Raw genomic sequence first — 18893 nt, 5'->3', positions numbered from 1 at the left:
CCCATGTTAACGGTTGTAAAGGAACCAGAGCTGTAAAGTGGGCTGGCCATTTTTATTATACTGGCATTTTTTTAAAGTCACCGAAGACGCCTGGATGGCTAATTTTTCAATGCATCCTGAATTGAATCAGGGTAGAATATTGGAAAACGAGTTCCCCAATCTACTGAACCAGTAAGCGTAACCCGCGCCCAGGAGAAAGCATGTTAAAGCGTGAGATGAATATTGCCGATTTTGACCCGGAATTATGGCAGGCAATGAGCGATGAAACGGCCCGTCAGGAAGCTCATATCGAGTTAATAGCTTCTGAAAATTACGCCAGCCCGCGGGTGTTGCAAGCTCAAGGTTCGCAACTTACCAATAAATATGCCGAAGGCTATCCGCACAAACGCTACTACGGTGGCTGCGAGTTTGTCGATATTGCTGAAGATTTAGCCATTGCCCGTGCCAAACAATTATTTGCTGCCGATTATGCCAATGTGCAACCGCATGCTGGCTCACAAGCGAATGCCGCGGTATTTTTAGCGTTGTTAGAAGCAGGCGATACTATTTTGGGTATGAGCTTGGCACATGGTGGCCATTTAACTCATGGCTCGCACGTTAGCTCGTCAGGTAAGCTTTATAAAGCGGTGCAATACGGCTTGCACCCCGAAACCGGTGTTATTGATTACGATCAGGCCGAAGCGTTAGCGCTAGAGCATAAACCGAAATTAGTTATAGCCGGTTTTTCGGCCTATTCTGGCATTGTTGACTGGCAGCGTTTTCGTGATATTGCCGATAAAGTCGGTGCGTATTTGTTAGTAGATATGGCGCATGTTGCTGGTTTGGTGGCTGCTGGTCTATATCCGAATCCTGTACCAATCGCTGACGTGGTGACAACCACAACGCATAAAACGCTGGCCGGTCCACGCGGCGGCTTAATTCTGGCCCGCAAAAATGACATTATAGAAAAAAAGCTAAACTCGGCGGTGTTTCCCGGCACTCAGGGCGGGCCATTAATGCATGTTATTGCTGCCAAAGCGGTGGCCTTTAAAGAAGCATTAGAGCCAGAATTTAAAGTGTATCAGCAGCAGGTGCTGAACAACGCTAAAGCCATGTGCGATGAAATGATGACGCGTGGCTATAAAGTGGTGTCAGGCGGGACTGAAAATCATTTATTTTTGCTGGATTTAATCGACAAAAATATTACAGGTAAAGATGCCGATGCGGCGTTAGGCAAGGCGCATATTACGGTAAATAAGAACTCGGTACCCAATGATCCGCGTTCACCCTTTGTGACCAGCGGTTTACGAATTGGTACGCCGGCGATAACCCGTCGTGGTTTTAAAGAAGCCCAGGCCCGTCAGGTGGCTGGTTTTATTTGTGACGTACTGGACAATATTGCTGATGACAGTGTCATTGCCCGGGTAAAAGCGGACGTTGGCGAATTATGTAGCCGCTTTCCGGTTTATGCTTAAGCATTAAATTAGTGCTATTATGGCCGCATTTGCGGCCATTTTTATCTCTGAGAACTGCCCATGTATTGTCCCTTTTGTAATGCTGATGACACTAAAGTTATCGATTCCCGATTAGTTGCTGATGGCCATCAAGTCAGGCGGCGCCGTGAATGTTTAGCCTGTCATGAACGATTCACCACCTTTGAAGCAGCTGAGTTAGTCATGCCGAGGATCATTAAACGTGATGGTTCGCGTGAGCCGTTTAACGAAGATAAACTGCGAAATGGTTTACTGCGGTCGTTGGAGAAACGACCGGTATCAACTGAGCAAATAGAGCAACTTATCCAAAAAATTAAGTCACAGTTGCGCGCTACTGGTGAACGCGAACTGGCCAGTAATATGTTGGGTAATCTGATAATGGATGAATTGGTTAAAGTAGATAAAGTAGCCTATGTTCGGTTTGCTTCGGTGTATCGATCGTTTAAAGATATCCGTGAATTTGGTGAGGAAATTGCCCGCTTAGGAGAACAGTAGTGGCGTTTTCTTCAGCAGACCAACACTTTATGGCCATGGCCCTTGAACTGGCAGCTAAAGGCCGTTACACCACGGATCCTAATCCAAATGTTGGGGCCGTAATTGTTCTGCATGATGAAGTGGTAGGGCGGGGTTATCATCATCAGGCTGGTGAGGCGCATGCTGAAGTGTTTGCCTTAGCAGAGGCAGGAAAGCAAGCTCGCGGTGCGGTATGTTATGTTACGCTTGAGCCATGTAGTCATTTTGGTCGTACTCCACCCTGTGCTAATGCCTTAATTGCTGCCGGGGTAAGCCGGGTTGTAATTGCGATGCTCGATCCTAACCCCGAGGTTGCTGGTCGGGGTGTAACGTTATTACAACAAGCGGGTATTAGCGTTGAAACTGGTTTGCTAAGTGCTGCGGCCAGAGCATTAAATCCGGGGTTTTTAAGTGCTATGGAGCGGCAGAGGCCATGGTTAAGGTTAAAACTTGCTGCCAGTGTTGATGGTCGAACGGCATTGGCCAATGGCCAAAGTAAATGGTTGACCGGGCCAGAGGCCAGAGCAGACGTGCAATTTTATCGGGCTCAAAGCAGTGCCATATTATCTACCGCCAGCACGGTGCTTGCGGATAATGCCCGCTTAAATGTGCGGCAACCAGACGGTGTAAAGCAAATAAGCACCTTAAATAATGGCCAGTTGCGTCAACCGCTGCGGGTAATTTTAGACCGGCGCCAGCAATTAACTGGTGCTGAGCCATTGTTTAGTTTGCCCGGGCCTATTTTGCTTTGTGTCGCGCCTGGGCAAGTATTACGCGTTATGCCGTCTCAGGTAGAGCAGTTGGCGTTACCATTAGCCAGCGATGGCAATGTTGATTTGCCAGCAATATTACAGGCGTTAGCTCAGCGCCAAATAAGAAGTATTTGGGTTGAAGCGGGGGCGACCTTAGCGGGTGCGATATTACAGCAGCAACTTGCTGATGAGTTTATTTTGTATCAGGCCCCCCTATTGCTTGGGCAGCGAGGGCTGCCTATGGCAATGCTGCCTGAACTAACCAAGCTGACACAAGCCAAACGGTTTGATTTTAGCGATATCTGTCAGGTGGGGTCAGATCTTCGGTTAACAGCGTTGCTAACAAAACCAGACATACCTGAAAACTAAACTATTACCAGCTTTAGCCGCTGGCGTTGCCAGTGGTTTCGATATAGCTTTATTACGCCATCGCGGCTTTATTTAACAAGGGTTTCTATGCAACTTAATACACCTGCTGAAATTATCGAAGACATTCGTCAGGGCAAAATGGTAGTACTGATGGATGACGAAGATCGCGAGAATGAGGGCGATCTGGTGATGGCGGCTGACTACGTTACCCCGGAAGCAATTAACTTTATGGCAAAGCACGGCCGCGGCCTTATTTGTCTGACGTTAAGTAAAAAACGTTGCAAGCAATTACATTTGCCACTGATGGTTGACGCTAATAAATCACCCTTCGCCACTAACTTTACTGTGTCAATAGAAGCCGCTGAAGGGGTGACCACCGGTATTTCGGCAGCAGATCGGGCGCGGACAGTTAAAGCGGCGGTAGCTCGTGATGCCAGTCCAGCTGACATTGTGCAACCGGGCCATATTTTTCCGTTAATGGCGCAAGATGGTGGTGTGTTGATCCGGGCAGGGCATACAGAAGCGGGATGCGACTTAGCCAGGCTGGCAGGTTTAGAGCCCGCCGCAGTAATTGTTGAAATATTAAACGATGATGGCACCATGGCCCGTCGGCCAGATTTGGAAGTGTTTGCCAGCATGCACAATATCAAAATTGGCACTATTGCTGATTTAATTGAATATCGTAATTTAAACGAAACCACCATAGAAAAAGTCGCTACTTGTCAGCTACCCACCGAAGTGGGTGATTTTCAGTTAGTCACTTTTAGAGATACCATCGATAATCAATTGCATTTTGCCCTGTTAAAAGGCGAGATTAAGCCCGATGGCGTTACCTTGGTACGGGTACATTTACATAATACCTTTTCTGATTTGATGCTGGCTGACCGGGCGGCAAACCGCAGTTTTCCGTTACACACGGCGATGAAACGAATTGCTGCTGAAGGTGGGGTTCTGGTGTTGCTGGGTAAGCATGAATCTACCGCTGAGCTGATTAGAACAGTGCAAGCGTTTGAGGCCGAGGATAAAGGCGAACAGCCTAAAACCTCGCCTTGGAAAGGCACTTCACGTAATGTTGGGGTAGGCTCACAAATTTTAGCCAGTCTTGGTGTGAAAAAAATGCGTTTACTGAGTCAGCCGAAAAAATACCACGCCTTGTCAGGTTTTGGCCTGGAAGTAGTGGATTACGTTTCAGAGTAACAGCAATGCTGTACCTGCGGTTTTTATGATATTATGCGCGGCTGATTTTGCAGCCCCAGATCTGAGAGGATTTACCATGCAAGTAATTGAAGCCGGCTATGAAGCCAGTGGCAAGAAGTTCGCATTAGTTGTAGCACGCTTCAACGGTTTTATCGTTGAAAGCTTGTTAGAAGGCGCCGTTGATACCTTAAAACGGGTAGGGAAAGTTGCTGAGCAAGATATTACTGTGGTTCGCATTCCTGGTGCCTTTGAGATGCCGCTAGCCTTACAACGGGTTGCTGCCAGTAAAAAGTACGACGCGATTATTGCGCTGGGTGCCGTAATCCGTGGTGGTACACCGCATTTTGAATATGTGTCGGGTGAATGTACCAAGGGGATTGGTCAGGTTGCTTTGCAACATGACTTACCGGTGGCTTTTGGGGTGCTTACAGTTGACAGTATTGAACAAGCAATAGAGCGCGCAGGCACCAAAGCGGGCAATAAAGGCGCAGAAGCCGCTATGTCGGCATTGGAAATGGTTAATCTGCTGGACCAGCTTTAACAGGAATTTTTATGAAACCAAATGTGCGTCGTCAGTCGCGTTCCCTGGCGGTACAAGGGATTTATAGCTGGCAAGTAAGCCATAACCCTATTGCCGACATTGAGCAACAGCTATTGCTAGAAAACAACGTTAAACAACTAGATGTAGCGTATTTTCAAGATATCTTACGTGGTGTGGTATTACATCACAGCAAGCTGGATGAGGTGTTAAAACCTTTTTTAGAGCGGCCATTTGAAGATGTAGATCTGGTTGAAAAAGCAGTATTACGGGTGTCGGCTTACGAGCTTAAATACCGTCTTGATGTGCCTTACAAAGTGATTATCAATGAAGCCATAGAGCTGGCAAAGGCGTTTGCTGCCGATGACAGTCATAAATTTGTTAATGGTATTTTGGATAAAGCCGTGCGGGTACTTCGTACTAACTAACGGAGAGCCGGCATTTGTTGGCTTTTTTGCATACTATGGGTGAATTTGAACTTATCGCCAGCTTTTTTGCTGATGCCGGTATTGCCCGGCAAGATGTCATTGTTGGGGTGGGTGACGATGGCGCTGTGCTGCAAATGCGCGACGGCTATGATCTGGTTGTTACTACCGATACCATGGTGTGCGGTACGCACTTTTTTCCAGACGTTGACCCCAGGGCGCTTGGTCATAAACTGGTTACAGTCAATGTCAGTGATTTGGCGGCAATGGGCGCTGAACCTGCTTGGTTGTCACTGGCATTGACGTTACCCCAGGTAGATGAGGCCTGGTTGCGCCAATTCTCAGCTGGTTTGGCCGAGACGGCTGACTACTATAATTGCCGGCTTGTTGGTGGTGACACCACCCGTGGCCCATTAAGCCTGACGATGATGGCAAAAGGCTTGGTTCCCCGTGGCCGGGCCATAACCCGTGCCGGCGCTAAAGTCGGTGACTATATTTATGTTTCAGGTACGTTGGGCGATGCTGCCATGGGCCTGAAAATATGTATGGGCCAGGCTGAAGCAAGTAAAAAACATCAGGCCCACTTATTACAGCGCTTTCACTTCCCCTCTGCCAGAGTTGCATTGGGTCATGCATTACGTAATGTTGCCAGCAGTGCTATTGATATTTCTGATGGCTTATGTGGTGATTTACCGCATATTTTACGCCGCTCAGGCGTTGGCGCTTATATTGATGTTAACAAACTGCCACTATCCCAAGCACTGAGAGACAGCTGTGAGCCATCAATGGCGCTTAAAATGGCGCTATCGGGTGGTGAAGATTATGAACTGTTGTTTACGGTACCAGAGAACAAGCGCGGCAGCCTCGATGTACTACTATCGCCTTATGGCGTGCCCTTTAGCTGTATTGGCCGTATCACCGGCGTTACCGGTAAGCTTGAATTAAAAGCCGCTGAGCAACCATTTGATTATCAACATCAGGGTTTTGTCCATTTCCCATGAATAATGTTAAATTTCAGCTTCGCCGCTGGCAGCATTTTTTAGCCCTTGGTTTTGGTGCCGGCTTGGCACCAAAGGCGCCGGGTACGGTTGGCACCCTGGTCGCCATTCCCTTTATTGTGGCCTTCGCCTCGCTGGGGGTAATATGGTATGGGCTTTTTCTGGCTGTGGGTACTTTGTTAGGTATTTACGTTTGCGGCAAAGCGGCAAAAGATGTTGGTGAGCATGATCATGGTGCCATTGTTTGGGATGAAATTATAGGTTTCGCCCTAACCATGCTGTTGGTGCCGCTGAGTGTGCAAACGTTATTAGCCGGTTTTCTATTATTCCGATTTTTTGATATTGTAAAACCCTGGCCAATTCGATGGTTTGATAAAAAGGTTCACGGTGGTTTAGGTATCATGCTCGATGACTTATTGGCTGCTGTGCCATGTTGGCTGATACTGCAAGCACTATTACATTATCAGGTACTGAGTTAGCTGCTGCTGAAATGAGCGGTTTGTATGGACGACGACACAGGGCAAGTGAATGAAAAAAGTCATGTTACTGGGGTTAGTGTTTTTAGTTTGTCTGTTAGGCCAAAGCGTTGCTCAGGAAACGGTTTCAGTGCCAGCAATCGCTTCTGCGCAATCTGTAACATCACACCAATCAGTATACGACTTTGACATCCGGCATTGGACCAGTAGCGATGGCTTGTCAAGCAATTCGGTACGAGCAATTGCTCAGGACCAGCAAGGTTATATCTGGCTTGGTACTCTGTATGGGCTAAACCGTTTCGATGGTCTGCAGTTTGATCACTTTACTACCGACAATACCCGTCACCTTGCCAGCAATGCCATTACCCGGCTGTTACGGGATAATAGCGGTTATATATGGGTAGGTACTAAGGCGGGTTTATCCGGTTTTAATCCAGCCACTATGAAATTTGAGCGTTACCCAATAGTGGCAGAGGTTACCGCTATTATTGCCGTTGCAGATGATGAAATTTGGGTTGCAGCCGATAATTTATTTCGAATTAAAGCCGGAATAATAAGCCGGATCGAAGCAGTGCGAAGCCAGGTTCATCAGCTGGAAAAAGTAGACGATGCCATTTGGGTTAGTACGGCCGAGCAGCTTTATCAGTTGTCGCTGGATGGGACTACGCAACTGAATAGTTACTCATTACCTTTGGAGCTGGCACAAACGCCGATTTATGATATATCAGTGACTGAGCAGGGCTTGCATCTGGCGAGCGAAAGTGGTTTTTATCATTTAACTGCTGCCGGTGACATTCAGCAGTGCCAATTACCAGACACTGAACAGAGCCCGGTTTATAAAGTGTTTGAAGACAGCCAGCAAGGACGTTGGATATCCAGCTACCGCAAATTATTTTATCAGCAGCACCAGCAAAATTGGCAAACTGTTACCACGGCTGAATTAGGCACCACGCCGTGGTTTAGTGAAATATTTGAAGATGCGCAGCAAAATATCTGGCTGGCCAGCTATAGCGATGGCATTTACCGGGCTACGTCTGGACATATTCGCCGTTTGGTTAGTGGTTTAGCGGATCCTGTTGTACGAAGCGTCGGGGTATCCCCGGCGAACGAATTAGTAATAGCCAGCCAGTCTTCGCTGCAAATGTTAAGTAGTACCGGCGAATTTACCACCTTACTTAATGCTGCCATATTGGGCGGCCAGACCATCAACGATTTGTATTGGCCGCAAGAGGCTTTGCTATGGTTAGGCGCCGATAGTGGGTTATTGCAGTACAACCTAAAAAGCCGAGAGCTCAGCACTCCTTTCCCTAGTTTACAAGGCAACGCGATAAAAGTGGTGCAGCCTGCAATCGATGGTGGTGTCTGGCTTGGTGGAGCAAGGGGCTTGTATTATGCCGCCGATAACCAACTAGTATTATCTGCCTTAAATGAGCAATTCGAGTCGCATAATATTACCGTGGTGCAGCACACTTTGGAGCAGTTGATTATCGGAACCACCCGGGGCTTATATCAGTATAAACAAGATAAGTTACAGCGGCTTGGCGTGGGAATGGCGCTTTACAATAGCTATATTCTAGCGGCATTGCAGCTGCCAGATAGCACGTTACTGGTCAGTACCATCGATGATGGTATTTTTATCCGCCGCCCTGATAGCAAATGGTTACAGCTTAACAGTGCTAATGGCATGCCACATGGTCCAGCTGTTAGTTTTAGTTTTGACGCTGAACAACAAATGGTATGGATCAGTAGCCACAAAGGGATTTTTCGGCTGTCACTGGCTAGTTTACCCACTGACAACACCCAGCCTTATGTTATTGAAGCCGTATTGACACCCTTCGATCGTCAGTTAGGCAGTGGCCCTAACCGCTGCTGTAATGGTGCGGGCCACGCCAAAATAGTGCGCTGGCAAGACGAGTACTGGTTTCCAACATTAAAGGGTTTAATTGCGGTTCATGCTAATTTAAAGCGTACCTCTGAGCAGACATTAACGCCGTTAATTAAACAGGTCACGACCAATCAGCATTATGCCATTGTTGCCGGTCAGCAACGGCAGGTTCTGGAGATGAATGAGCGAAATCTGACTGTGCATTATTCGGCGTTGGAATTTATTAAACCCGATGCGTTGCAATTTCGATATCGGCTTGAGGGCTTTGATAAACATTGGCATGAGGTCGCTCAGCGGCGTGAGGCGGTTTATACCAACTTACCTGCAGGCAACTTCTTGTTTCAGTTACAAGTACGTCAGGAAGGCTATAGTTGGCAAGATGCGGTAGTTACAGAGCTACAACTGGTCGTGCCCGAGCGTTTTGATGAAACCCTGTTATATCGGGCGTTATGGTTGTTACTGTTGCTTTGTTGTTTATACGGTATTTTGTGGTTAGTTAAACGGAATACATTATATAAGCAGCTGCAATTAGAGCGTTTGGTAAAACAACGCACCCAAGAGCTTGAGAATAGTAATGTCAGGTTGAATGAGCTAAACGAGCAACTTAGTCAATTAACCCATAAAGATAATTTGACTGGCTTACGTAACCGGCGCTTTATGTTTGAGCAATTGCCAAAAGATATTGAGCATTTTCAGCGCAATCGTGAATCGATGCAGGCACAAGGAAAATGTTTAGCTTTAATGCATGTTGATTTGGACAATTTTAAACAAATCAACGATCAGTATGGCAATAGTGCCGGTGATAGCCTGATACAACAAGTAAGTGGCTTGCTAATACGTGAAACACGCGGGTCTGATTATGTGGTCCGCTTTAGTGGAGCCGCTTTTATCTTGGTGCTGCGTGATATTCAAATCGACCTAGTTCGTCAATTTAGTTACCGTCTGAACGAGCAGGTTGCTAAAGCTGCCTTTAACTTACCCGATGGCAAGGTGGTTCGCTTAGCGTGTTCAATTGGTTATGCCCATTATCCGTTGCCACTATTGGGTGGCCAGTTAATTAATTGGGAAGTGTCATTGCAGCTGGCAGAGTTAGCGTTGTACCACGTTAAACACAACGGTAAAAATGCCGTTGCTACTCTGGCGTTTGACCCGCAGCTAGACGCATTTGAGTTTGAAGAGTCTGCTCATATTGAAGCACAAATTGAAAAATTACTGGCAGAAGGTCTGGTTTGGTTTGACCAAGGCGACAGCCAGGCACTGTGATAGGCCTGGCTGGTTGGTCGTTAGCTATTACTAAACACGGTTATTTGCTGGCTAATGCCGGCACTGTCTAAGCCAAGTTCGGCATAAATTTCTTGCTGGGTACCATGTTTTATAAAGTGATCTGGTAAGCCCAGGTTCAGAACTTTCATGGCATACCGTTGCTGTAAAATAACATCGTTAACAGCAGAACCGGCACCACCCATCAAGGCATTGTCTTCTACGGTAACAACATGCGTATGGCTGTGTGCTAGTTCTTGCAATAAGGCTTCGTCTAATGGCTTAACAAAGCGCATATCCACCAGGGTGGCATTTAATTCGGTAGCTACTGCCTGACAACTAGTTAATAAAGGGCCAAAGGCTAAAATGGCCAGTTTTTTACCTTGCTGAACGACTTTAGCTTTACCCAGCGGTAATAATTGCATTTGCTGTTCGGCAGCAATACCTGTGCCGACACCTCGTGGGTACCTTACTGCAGCAGGCCCAAGGTGCTGATAACCGGTATAAAGCATTTGTCTGCATTCATTTTCATCCGACGGAACCATTAACAGCATATTGGGAATGCAGCGGATAAAACTTATATCAAAAGCACCTTGATGGGTAGGACCATCGGCACCAACAATACCAGCCCGGTCAATGGCAAACAGCACGTCCAGATTTTGCAGTGCAACATCATGGATCAGTTGATCATAACCCCGCTGCAAAAAGCTGGAATAAATAGCCACTATGGGTTTTAGTCCTTCAATGGCCATACCAGCAGCCAGTGTTACCGCATGTTGCTCGGCAATAGCGACATCAAAATAACGTTTGGGATAACTTTTAGAAAAACGCACCATGTCAGAGCCTTCACGCATCGCAGGAGTAATGCCCTGCAACCGCTCGTCTTGTGCCGCCATATCGCATAACCAGCTGCCAAAAATATTAGAAAAGCTCGGCTTGCCCGCTTTTTTGAGCGGCTGACTACTGGCATCCGGATCAAACTTGGCAACGGCATGATAACCAATAGGATCGGCTTCTGCAGGGGCATAGCCTTTACCTTTTTTAGTTACAATGTGCAATAGCTGAGGCCCTTTCATATTGCGCATATTGCGAATAGTGTCTGCCAGAGTAATTACATCATGGCCGTCAATTGGACCAATGTAATTGAAACCCAGTTCTTCAAAAAAAGTACCAGGGGTAACCATACCTTTAAAGTGCTCTTCTGCACGACTAGCCAATTCACGCAGTGGCGGTACGCCACTGAGGATTTTTTTACCACCCTCACGCAAGCTAGTGTAAAAGCTGCCTGACAAAATTCGGGCGAAGTATTGGTTTAATGCACCGACATTTTCAGAAATTGACATTTCATTGTCATTTAAAATAACTAACATATCGGGTCGTACTTCACCAGCATGGTTCAGCGCCTCAAACGCCATCCCTGCGGTAATAGCGCCATCGCCAATTACTGCAACTACTTTACGTTTGTTTTTTGCTTGGTTGGCCGCTATTGCCATACCCAGAGCAGCGCTGATTGAGGTGCTGGAGTGGCCTACGGTAAGGGTGTCATATTCGCTTTCATCCCGACAAGGAAATGGGTGCAGACCATCTTTTTGGCGAATACTGTGCATCCTATCGCGCCGGCCTGTCAAAATTTTATGCGGATAGGCCTGATGACCCACATCCCATATCAGCCGATCAAAAGGCGTGTTGTAGACATAATGTAAGGCAACAGTCAGCTCAACAGTGCCAAGGCCTGAGGCAAAGTGGCCACTACTTTGACTCACGGTTTTTAGTAAAAACCGGCGCAATTCTGCGCTTAAGGCGGGTAATGTGTCTTGGGGTAATTGGCGCAGTTGCTCTGGCAAATTGGCTTTGGCTAACAGCGGAAAATCGGTCATATCTAATGCCATCTTTTATGCCTCTCTTAAAACTTACGGGCAATAATGTAATGAGCAAAGGCTTTTAACTCATCAGTATTGTAAGGTAGCTTTGCCAGCTCAGCTAACGCATCATGATAAAGCTGATGGGCTTTAGCCTTGGCGCCTTCCAGGCCTAACAGCGCCGGGTAAGTGAGTTTATTCGATTTACAATCAGAACCTTGTGGCTTACCAAGCACGGTAGTGTCACTCTCAATATCCAGAATATCATCCTGCACCTGAAAGGCCAGACCCAATGCGCTGGCGAACTGTGTTAATCCCTCGAGCGTTGCGGGGCATTCAAGCTCACTGCTAAAATAGGCTAACTGCACGGCGCATTCAATCAACGCGCCGGTTTTCAACCGGTGCATTTGTTCCAGTGTGGCTAATTCCATGTGCTGATTGCTTTGCGCTAAATCAATAGCCTGGCCAGCACACATGCCTGCTATACCACTGGCATTGGCCAACACATGCAGCCGCTTTAGCCGACGCTCAGCACTTAGCGCTTGGCAATCGTTTTTGCTTAATACACTAAAAGCCAGTGCTTGCAGGGCATCTCCGGCCAAGATAGCCGTCGCTTCATCAAAGGCTTTGTGACACGTCGGTTTGCCCCGGCGCAAATCATCATTATCCATCGCGGGTAAATCATCATGGATCAGCGAATAACTATGTAAGCATTCAATAGCGCACGCTGCGCTGTCCAGAGCCAATAAGTTAACCTTTAGCATCGAACCGCAGGCATACACTAAAAATGGACGGATACGTTTGCCACCATTGGTCAGGCTATAGCTCATCGCTTGATGTAAGCGAGCTGCAGTTTGCGACTGAGCAGCCATCAATACCTGTAATTGTTGTTCTATCCGTTGCTGATAAAGTATTAGGCTGTTCGGTGCCAAGTTATTCTCCTGGCGGTGGTGTAAAAGCTTGCAGGCTTTCTTGCTGCTGTTGTTGTAATAACAGTTGCACTTTTTGCTCAGCGCTTTGTAACTGTTGCTGGCTTTGTTTTACCAGGCTGATACCGCGTTCAAATTGCGTTAATGAGGCATCAAGCGATAAGTCGCCTTGCTCTAATTGTTGCACTATAGTCTCAAGTTCTGCCATGGCATGTTCGAACTGACTAAGGTCGGCTTTCTTTTTACTCATACAATCCTCAAAAAAACTGTGCGCAACGTTACCCTAGCAGGCTATTATGGTCAATCATAACGGATAAGTGAAAGCCTTAATTGCTTCTTTTGCATTATTGGACGCTTAACTTTTACGAAGTTTTGTCGATAACCGACTATAAGCTAATATAAAATAATTATAATTCCCGTTTGGGGCGTTTGTTAAGGAGTAAATAGTGGATATAGCAACCCTGGTTGGTATGCTTGGTGCCATCGGCTTTGTAGTAATGGCTATGATTATAGGCAGTAGCGGCGATCCAGCTATGTTTGCTGATTTAGTTTCGGTATTAATTGTGGTTGGTGGCTCGATTTTTGTCGTAATATCGAAGTTTACTCTTGGTCAGTTCCTTGGGGCAGGTAAAGTAGCAGTTAAAGCCTTTATGTTTAAAATTGAAGCACCGGAAGAGCTGATTGAGAAAGCGGTACAATTAGGCGATTCGGCACGTAAGGGCGGCTTTTTGGCACTGGAGGAAGCTGAAATCCCCAACGCCTTTATGCAAAAAGGAATCAATATGTTAGTGGATGGCCATGATGCTGATGTGGTCAGAGCAACCCTAATGAAAGACATTAGTTTAACCGAAAAGCGGCATGAAACCGGTATTGCCATATTTCGGAGTTTAGGTGACGTAGCACCAGCAATGGGCATGATAGGGACCTTGATTGGTCTGGTGGCGATGTTATCTAACATGGATGACCCTAAAGCTATTGGGCCTGCCATGGCGGTGGCATTACTTACCACATTGTATGGTGCCTTTATAGCTAACGTTATTGCTATTCCGTTGGCAGACAAGTTGGCTATTCGTAACCAGCAGGAAAAACAAAATAATCAGCTGATACTCGATGCTATTTTGGGGATCCAAGATGGCCAGAATCCGAAAGTTATTGAAGGTATCTTACGCAATTATCTGGCACAGGGTAAACGCGAGGTTGCTGGAGAACCGGCATGAACGACGAAGAAGAAGAGTGCAAATGCCCGCCTCCGGGCCTTCCTCAATATATGGGTACCTTTGCTGATTTAATGGCGCTATTAATGTGTTTTTTTGTACTGCTTTTAGCGTTTTCAGAAATGGATGTTTTAAAATTTAAGCAAATAGCCGGTTCAATGAAGTTTGCTTTTGGGGTGCAGAATAAAATTGAAGTGGAAGATATTCCTAAGGGCACTAGCGTTATTGCCATGGAGTTTCGGCCAGGCAGGCCAGATCCAACACCAATTGAAACCATTCAACAGCAAACGATGGAAATTACCCAGCAGGTTATCGAATTTCAGGCCGGCGAAGAAGACTCTGCCGGTGGCAGGCAGGAGCAACGGGACGATATGACCGGCGGACAGTCGGCCGCTAATGCGGAGGAAACGGCTGATGCAGAAGCGTTAGCGGCCGCTGCAGCAGCAAACGCTGAAGCAATGCAGCAACAAACCAATGAGATGGTAAAAAAGCTGGCTGAACAACTAGAACAACAAATTGTAGATGGCGCTATTGAACTAGAGTCGCTTGGACAGCAAATCATTATCAGGATCCGCGAGAACGGCTCATTTCCTTCAGGATCGTCTTTTTTACAGCCACGTTTTCGGCCGATTATTCAGCAAATTGGTACGTTATTAAATGATGTTCCGGGTGAAATTACGGTGAGTGGGCATACTGATGATATTCAGGTGTCCGACGAATTACATAGCAATAATTGGGAGTTGTCGGCCAAGCGTGCGGTATCTGTGGCAACAGAGCTGATTCGTGCGCCTGAGTTTGATCGACAACGCGTGGTGGTCATGGGTCATGCTGACACCCGACCTTTGGTTGAAAACGACTCTGAATTAAACCGACGGCGTAACCGTAGGGTGGAAATCTCTATTTTGCAAGGTAAGGCAAAACAATCTGATCCTATTAGCCTGGAGCCATTAGCAAACTAAGCGGCTATTAGCAAACTAAGCAGATAGTATGGTAGGAAGGGAGTTTGCCAGGTGGTTAGGGTAATAGACGAGTTACATGTCGGTTTATGCTAACGCAGTAATACTTTAGTAATGTGGCAATGCCTGTATGGCGTGTAACATCTGTTGGTTTGCCGGCGTTGCAAGTTGTAGTTGCGCCGCTTGCTGACAGACATAACCGCATATGGCATTAATTTCAGTTTGCCGGCGCGCTTGCACGTCTTGTTGCATAGAAGAGTAATTAAGCGCTGTTGCAGCAATAACCTGATACACCCTATCTATTGTAGTAGTGGCGGTCATGGGGTAACCCAATGCTGTAGCCACCTTACAGACCTCTGTGACTAATGTGGTAATTTGCCGCCGATAGCGGGCTGCTGCTAACTGGCCATTTTGGCAATTCTCCAAAGCGCTCAGCGGGTTAACAGCCACATTAACTGCCAGTTTTTGCCAAAGCAGCGGGTAAATATCGTTAACCAGAGTTAACGGCCCCAGCGCGGCAGACATGGTGGTGATTACATCCTGCTCATTATCACTATTGTCAGCATGGGTTAATTTCGCCAGAAAGCTGCTGCCAGCACCACTATGAACCAGCGAATGGGGTGCTGGCTTATAGGCTGCCTGGCTGGTGGATAAAAACCACAAGCCTTGCTTAGGCTGCAATTGCTGGATGAGCGGTTCAAGCGCAATAATACCATTATGGCTAAGGACGAGCTGGGCGTTATCGGCTAAATAGGGTAACAGTTCAGTAACTGCCTGTATAACCTGATGAGCTTTGACTGGCACAAGTAATCGGCTTATGGCTGCAGTGCGGGGTTGGGGTAACAACAGTAAATGTTGCGACTGTTGCTTACTATCCGTAAATTTCAGGTTGATTTGCGTTGGCTGCTTTAGCCACAGCGTGATGTTATAGCCGGCTAGCTGCAAGCGGGCACTGGCCAGTAGGCCAATGGCGCCACTACCAACACATACCCAGCTTAACGCCGACTGCGCGGGCGCCATAAGTGCCACAGTTGACGTGCCAAATAAAAGCTGGCGATGCCAGCTGCGTCGGCCAGCCAATCCCAGGCATCACCTTGGCGAGCAGTAAAATAGTGCTGCATTAACTCTATTGCCAGGCCATAGCCGCCTAAAAAAAGCAATGCCAGATAAAATTTGGGCTTAAAAGCTTTCCACGTTAATGCGGTTAATAAACCAAAAATGGCAAAGTGTGCCATTTTATCTGCATGTAAAATGCCTCCGGTGATGCGATGGCCGTTAATTTCTGCCAAAAATCCGGCGGTAGCTAATAACAAGCATAAGACAAATAAGGCACGATAAAACCACACTGGCACAGTACTATCTCCAAAAAATCAGGCTCGGATTGTAGCAGCTTTCTGGTTATAATCGCTACTACGCCATTAAGTAAACCTTAGGAGAATGAGATGCCCTCATTTGATATCGTGTCAGAACTGGATCAGCAGGAAGTACTTAACGCTGTTGATAATGCTAATCGTGAACTGGCCACCCGCTTCGATTTTCGAGGGGTAAATGCAGAATTTGCCTTAAAAGATACCCTGATCACCATGACGGCAGAAGCAGAATTTCAGCTGCAACAAATGCTGGAAATATTTTTAGCCAAAGCCATTAAGCGCAGCCTTGATGTCCGTTCATTTAAAGACGGTGATGTAGTTCATTCAGGAAAAACCTACAGTCAAAGCCTGACCCTACTGCAGGGTATTGAAACGGTAATGGCAAAAAAACTGGTTAAACTGATTAAAGATAATAAATTAAAAGTGCAGGCTGCTATTCAGGGCGAACAAGTCAGGGTTACCGGTAAAAAACGTGACGATTTACAAGAAGCTATGGCGTTAATTCGCAGTAGCGAATTAGAACAGGCGTTTCAGTTTACCAATTTTCGCGATTAAGGCGCTAACGGTTTACCTGGCACAACGGGGCTGCGTAATGCTATTTGGTAATAGGCGTCTAGAGGCCTATTGACATTTTTAGCGTCACAGTTACACTGCACGCGGCCTATTTGAGGGCCGCTTTTTTTAGGTGCTGCAGCACGCTGCAGTTAAACGGGAATCTGGTTAAAGCCAGAGCTGCCCCCGCAACGGTAAACAACTATCAAGGCTTTAAAAACCACTGTCATTTGATGGGAAGGTAAAGCATTGGCGCAAGCAGGTTGTAAGCCCGGAGACCGGCCTAAAAAGTCGATTAACCAACTAAATGTGCGGTGGGCACGTTGTAGGAGCTTACATGTTTAAACCTGCTTTTGCGGCCACCTTGGTTGCATCTTGCTATGCGGCTGCGGCAAGCACATCTGAAACTGAAAATATTGAACATATTAGTATTTATGCTAACCGGATTGCTACCCCGCAGCATGACGTTTTAGCGACAGTTACCGTATTGGAGCGCGCCGATATTATTGCCCGTCAAGCCAATGATTTACCCGAACTATTGGCGCAGTTACCCGGTATAAACCTGTCTCGTGACGGTGGACGGGGCCAAAATAGTAGTATTTATCTGCGCGGAGGTAATGCTGGTCACACTCTAATTATTGTGGATGGTGTTCGCAGTGGTTCGGCTACTTTGGGTTATAAAACGTTGTCGATGTTGCCACTGGCTTTAATTGAACGAATTGAAGTGGTACGCGGCCCAAGAGCGGCCTGGTATGGCTCTGATGCGCTGGCCGGAGTCATCGCTATTACTACCCGGCGCAGCAGTACCCTGGAATTGCACGCTAATGTCGGCAGTTATGGCCAGGTTGGCAGCGATATCAGTGTTCGTCAGCAACGCGCTGACGTTACGTTGTCGGCGAGTGCTGGTATTAGCCAGGCAGATGGTTTTAACGCCCAACCGCAGCAAGACCCCGACAGTGATGGTTACCAGCAGCAGTATATAAAGTTGGCTGCTGATTATCGGTCAGTTTATGGTTTATGGACGGCGCAGGCTGATGTAAATTCCGGTTTTTATCAGTTTGATACCAGTTTCGGTACCGAAGATGAAGCCAATACCTTAAGCCGGGCTTACTTATTAGGTTGGCAACAACAGCACGGGAGCTGGCAACATCAGGCGCAGCTTAGTCGCAGCCTGGATAGTGATAATACCTTCGGTCCGGTGTCACGCAGCCCCTTTGTTACCGAGCGCGACGAGTTAAATTATCAGGCGGCAAACGAACTCACTAATAACCTAAGATGGCTCGGCGGCGTCAACTGGTATCAGGAGCATGTTGGTAAATCGGCTACGGCTTATGAGCAAACCAGTAGAATTAATCGCGCAGTCTTTACTGGGCTGAATTACCAGCATGATAGCGTGTTGCTCGAAGCTGCCGTGCGTCATGATGCTATTAATCACTATGCTGCTGAAACTACCTGGCAGCTGGCAGCAGGTTATCAGCTAAGTGAATATTGGCAGTTACGGCTTAGCCGCGGCACTGCTTTTAAGGTACCATCATTTAATCAGTTATATTTCCCTGGTTTTGCTAATCCGACGTTACAGCCTGAGCAGTCTGTAGCAGATGAAGTGACCTTAAGTTATCGGGCCGCAAATTTGCAAGTGTATGTAGCCTGGTTTGATCGCGATGTGACTAACCTGATCCAGGGCATAGAACGGGCAGAAAATGTATTATTAGCCAGTGTCAAAGGGCTAGAGTTCAGGGTTGCCCAACAATGGCAACAATGGGCCGGTGAGCTTAACTATAGCTGGCTCGATACTGAAAGCCGCAGCAGCGGTTTGCCGCTGCAACGCCGCCCTGAAAACACCCTTAACTGGCGTGGCAGTTATACGGCTAATAATTGGTCAGCTTTTTTTACTGCCGATTATCAAAGTGCTACCTATCAGGGCGCAGACTTTTTTAGCGGCGAGAGTTACCCAGTGGCGCCGGCTCATACTGTATTGGGTATAGGGTTAAGTTATGCCATTACCTCAGCGTTTACGTTAAGGGCTAAAATAGCCAACCTAACGGATAAACAGTATTACACCAGTCGAGGTTATGCCACCGCTGGCGCCAATTTTGGTTTGAGCGTTAGCTATATTTTACAATAATAA

General features: G+C 47.0%; 18 protein-coding genes and 1 riboswitch. Of the genes, 13 read left to right on the top strand and 5 right to left on the bottom strand.

The window, feature by feature from the left end; translation table 11 throughout:
* The first annotated feature begins 200 nt into the window (after positions 1-200).
* The 9 genes from glyA to VT06_RS03210 all read left to right on the top strand — a co-directional run bounded on the left by glyA (position 201) and on the right by VT06_RS03210 (position 9888).
* The gene (gene glyA, locus VT06_RS03250; RefSeq protein ID WP_046552838.1) at positions 201-1454 is read left to right on the top strand and encodes a serine hydroxymethyltransferase; all 1254 of its coding nucleotides are present in this window, start codon (positions 201-203) and stop codon (positions 1452-1454) included.
* 60 nt (positions 1455-1514) lie between these two features.
* Entirely contained in the window at positions 1515-1967 is a 453-nt protein-coding gene (nrdR, locus tag VT06_RS03245; RefSeq protein ID WP_019674770.1) for a transcriptional regulator NrdR, read from the top strand.
* Positions 1967-3106: a bifunctional diaminohydroxyphosphoribosylaminopyrimidine deaminase/5-amino-6-(5-phosphoribosylamino)uracil reductase RibD gene (ribD, locus tag VT06_RS03240; RefSeq protein ID WP_046552837.1), complete on the top strand. Its 1140-nt coding sequence runs from the start codon at positions 1967-1969 to the stop codon at positions 3104-3106. Before nrdR ends, ribD begins: the two co-directional genes overlap by 1 nt.
* Before the next feature lie 87 nt (positions 3107-3193).
* Positions 3194-4303 (top strand): bifunctional 3,4-dihydroxy-2-butanone-4-phosphate synthase/GTP cyclohydrolase II, encoded by a 1110-nt coding sequence (gene ribBA, locus VT06_RS03235; protein ID WP_046552836.1) that lies wholly within the window; start codon positions 3194-3196, stop codon positions 4301-4303.
* 76 nt (positions 4304-4379) lie between these two features.
* Positions 4380-4844 carry a 6,7-dimethyl-8-ribityllumazine synthase gene (gene ribE, locus VT06_RS03230; protein WP_046552970.1) on the top strand — a complete coding sequence of 155 codons (465 nt, stop codon included), beginning with the start codon at positions 4380-4382 and terminating at the stop codon, positions 4842-4844.
* 11 nt (positions 4845-4855) lie between these two features.
* On the top strand, positions 4856-5269 hold the full coding sequence (gene nusB, locus VT06_RS03225) for a transcription antitermination factor NusB (RefSeq protein ID WP_046552835.1): 414 nt from the start codon (positions 4856-4858) through the stop codon (positions 5267-5269).
* A gap of 14 nt (positions 5270-5283) precedes the next feature.
* Positions 5284-6267 (top strand): thiamine-phosphate kinase, encoded by a 984-nt coding sequence (thiL, locus tag VT06_RS03220; protein WP_235357345.1) that lies wholly within the window; start codon positions 5284-5286, stop codon positions 6265-6267.
* Positions 6264-6743, top strand: a complete 480-nt coding sequence (locus VT06_RS03215; RefSeq protein ID WP_046552833.1) for a phosphatidylglycerophosphatase A — start codon at positions 6264-6266, stop codon at positions 6741-6743. The genes thiL and VT06_RS03215 overlap by 4 nt, the downstream gene beginning before the upstream one ends.
* 49 nt (positions 6744-6792) lie before the next feature.
* Positions 6793-9888, top strand: a complete 3096-nt coding sequence (locus VT06_RS03210) for a ligand-binding sensor domain-containing diguanylate cyclase (protein WP_046552832.1) — start codon at positions 6793-6795, stop codon at positions 9886-9888.
* Between the two features lie 20 nt (positions 9889-9908).
* Here the strand turns inward: VT06_RS03210 and dxs are convergent, their stop codons facing one another.
* The 3 genes from dxs to VT06_RS03195 are packed head-to-tail and all read right to left on the bottom strand — an operon-like array spanning position 9909 to position 12923.
* Positions 9909-11774, bottom strand: a complete 1866-nt coding sequence (dxs, locus tag VT06_RS03205) for a 1-deoxy-D-xylulose-5-phosphate synthase (RefSeq protein WP_046552831.1) — start codon at positions 11772-11774, stop codon at positions 9909-9911.
* Positions 11775-11788: 14 nt separating this feature from the next.
* Positions 11789-12676: a (2E,6E)-farnesyl diphosphate synthase gene (gene ispA / locus VT06_RS03200; protein ID WP_046552830.1), complete on the bottom strand. Its 888-nt coding sequence runs from the start codon at positions 12674-12676 to the stop codon at positions 11789-11791.
* Position 12677: 1 nt separating this feature from the next.
* Positions 12678-12923 (bottom strand): exodeoxyribonuclease VII small subunit, encoded by a 246-nt coding sequence (locus VT06_RS03195; protein WP_046552829.1) that lies wholly within the window; start codon positions 12921-12923, stop codon positions 12678-12680.
* Positions 12924-13119: 196 nt separating this feature from the next.
* On the opposite strand from VT06_RS03195, the gene pomA reads away from it, so the two are divergent.
* Positions 13120-13890, top strand: a complete 771-nt coding sequence (pomA, locus tag VT06_RS03190) for a flagellar motor protein PomA (RefSeq protein WP_046552828.1) — start codon at positions 13120-13122, stop codon at positions 13888-13890.
* The gene (locus tag VT06_RS03185) at positions 13887-14846 is read left to right on the top strand and encodes a flagellar motor protein MotB (protein ID WP_046552827.1); all 960 of its coding nucleotides are present in this window, start codon (positions 13887-13889) and stop codon (positions 14844-14846) included. The genes pomA and VT06_RS03185 overlap by 4 nt, the downstream gene beginning before the upstream one ends.
* A gap of 105 nt (positions 14847-14951) precedes the next feature.
* Here the strand turns inward: VT06_RS03185 and VT06_RS03180 are convergent, their stop codons facing one another.
* Positions 14952-15863 carry a ketopantoate reductase family protein gene (locus VT06_RS03180; RefSeq protein ID WP_046552826.1) on the bottom strand — a complete coding sequence of 304 codons (912 nt, stop codon included), beginning with the start codon at positions 15861-15863 and terminating at the stop codon, positions 14952-14954.
* Complete coding sequence (locus tag VT06_RS03175; RefSeq protein WP_046552825.1) at positions 15839-16195, bottom strand: VanZ family protein; 357 nt, start codon at positions 16193-16195, stop codon at positions 15839-15841. Before VT06_RS03175 ends, VT06_RS03180 begins: the two co-directional genes overlap by 25 nt.
* A gap of 90 nt (positions 16196-16285) precedes the next feature.
* On the opposite strand from VT06_RS03175, the gene VT06_RS03170 reads away from it, so the two are divergent.
* A complete protein-coding gene (locus VT06_RS03170; RefSeq protein WP_046552824.1) occupies positions 16286-16768 on the top strand; it encodes a YajQ family cyclic di-GMP-binding protein in 483 nt (160 codons plus the stop codon).
* Between the two features lie 111 nt (positions 16769-16879).
* Positions 16880-17067, top strand: a riboswitch (cobalamin riboswitch).
* Positions 17068-17102: 35 nt separating this feature from the next.
* On the top strand, positions 17103-18890 hold the full coding sequence (locus tag VT06_RS03165; protein ID WP_046552823.1) for a TonB-dependent receptor domain-containing protein: 1788 nt from the start codon (positions 17103-17105) through the stop codon (positions 18888-18890).
* Positions 18891-18893: the final 3 nt, after the last annotated feature.

Origin of the sequence: Arsukibacterium sp. MJ3, from assembly GCF_000987765.1 — a bacterium.
In the GTDB taxonomy this organism is placed as follows: domain Bacteria; phylum Pseudomonadota; class Gammaproteobacteria; order Enterobacterales; family Alteromonadaceae; genus Alishewanella.
The sequence above is the reverse complement of the archived record's forward strand: the minus strand, read 5'-3'. Positions and strand labels throughout refer to the sequence as shown.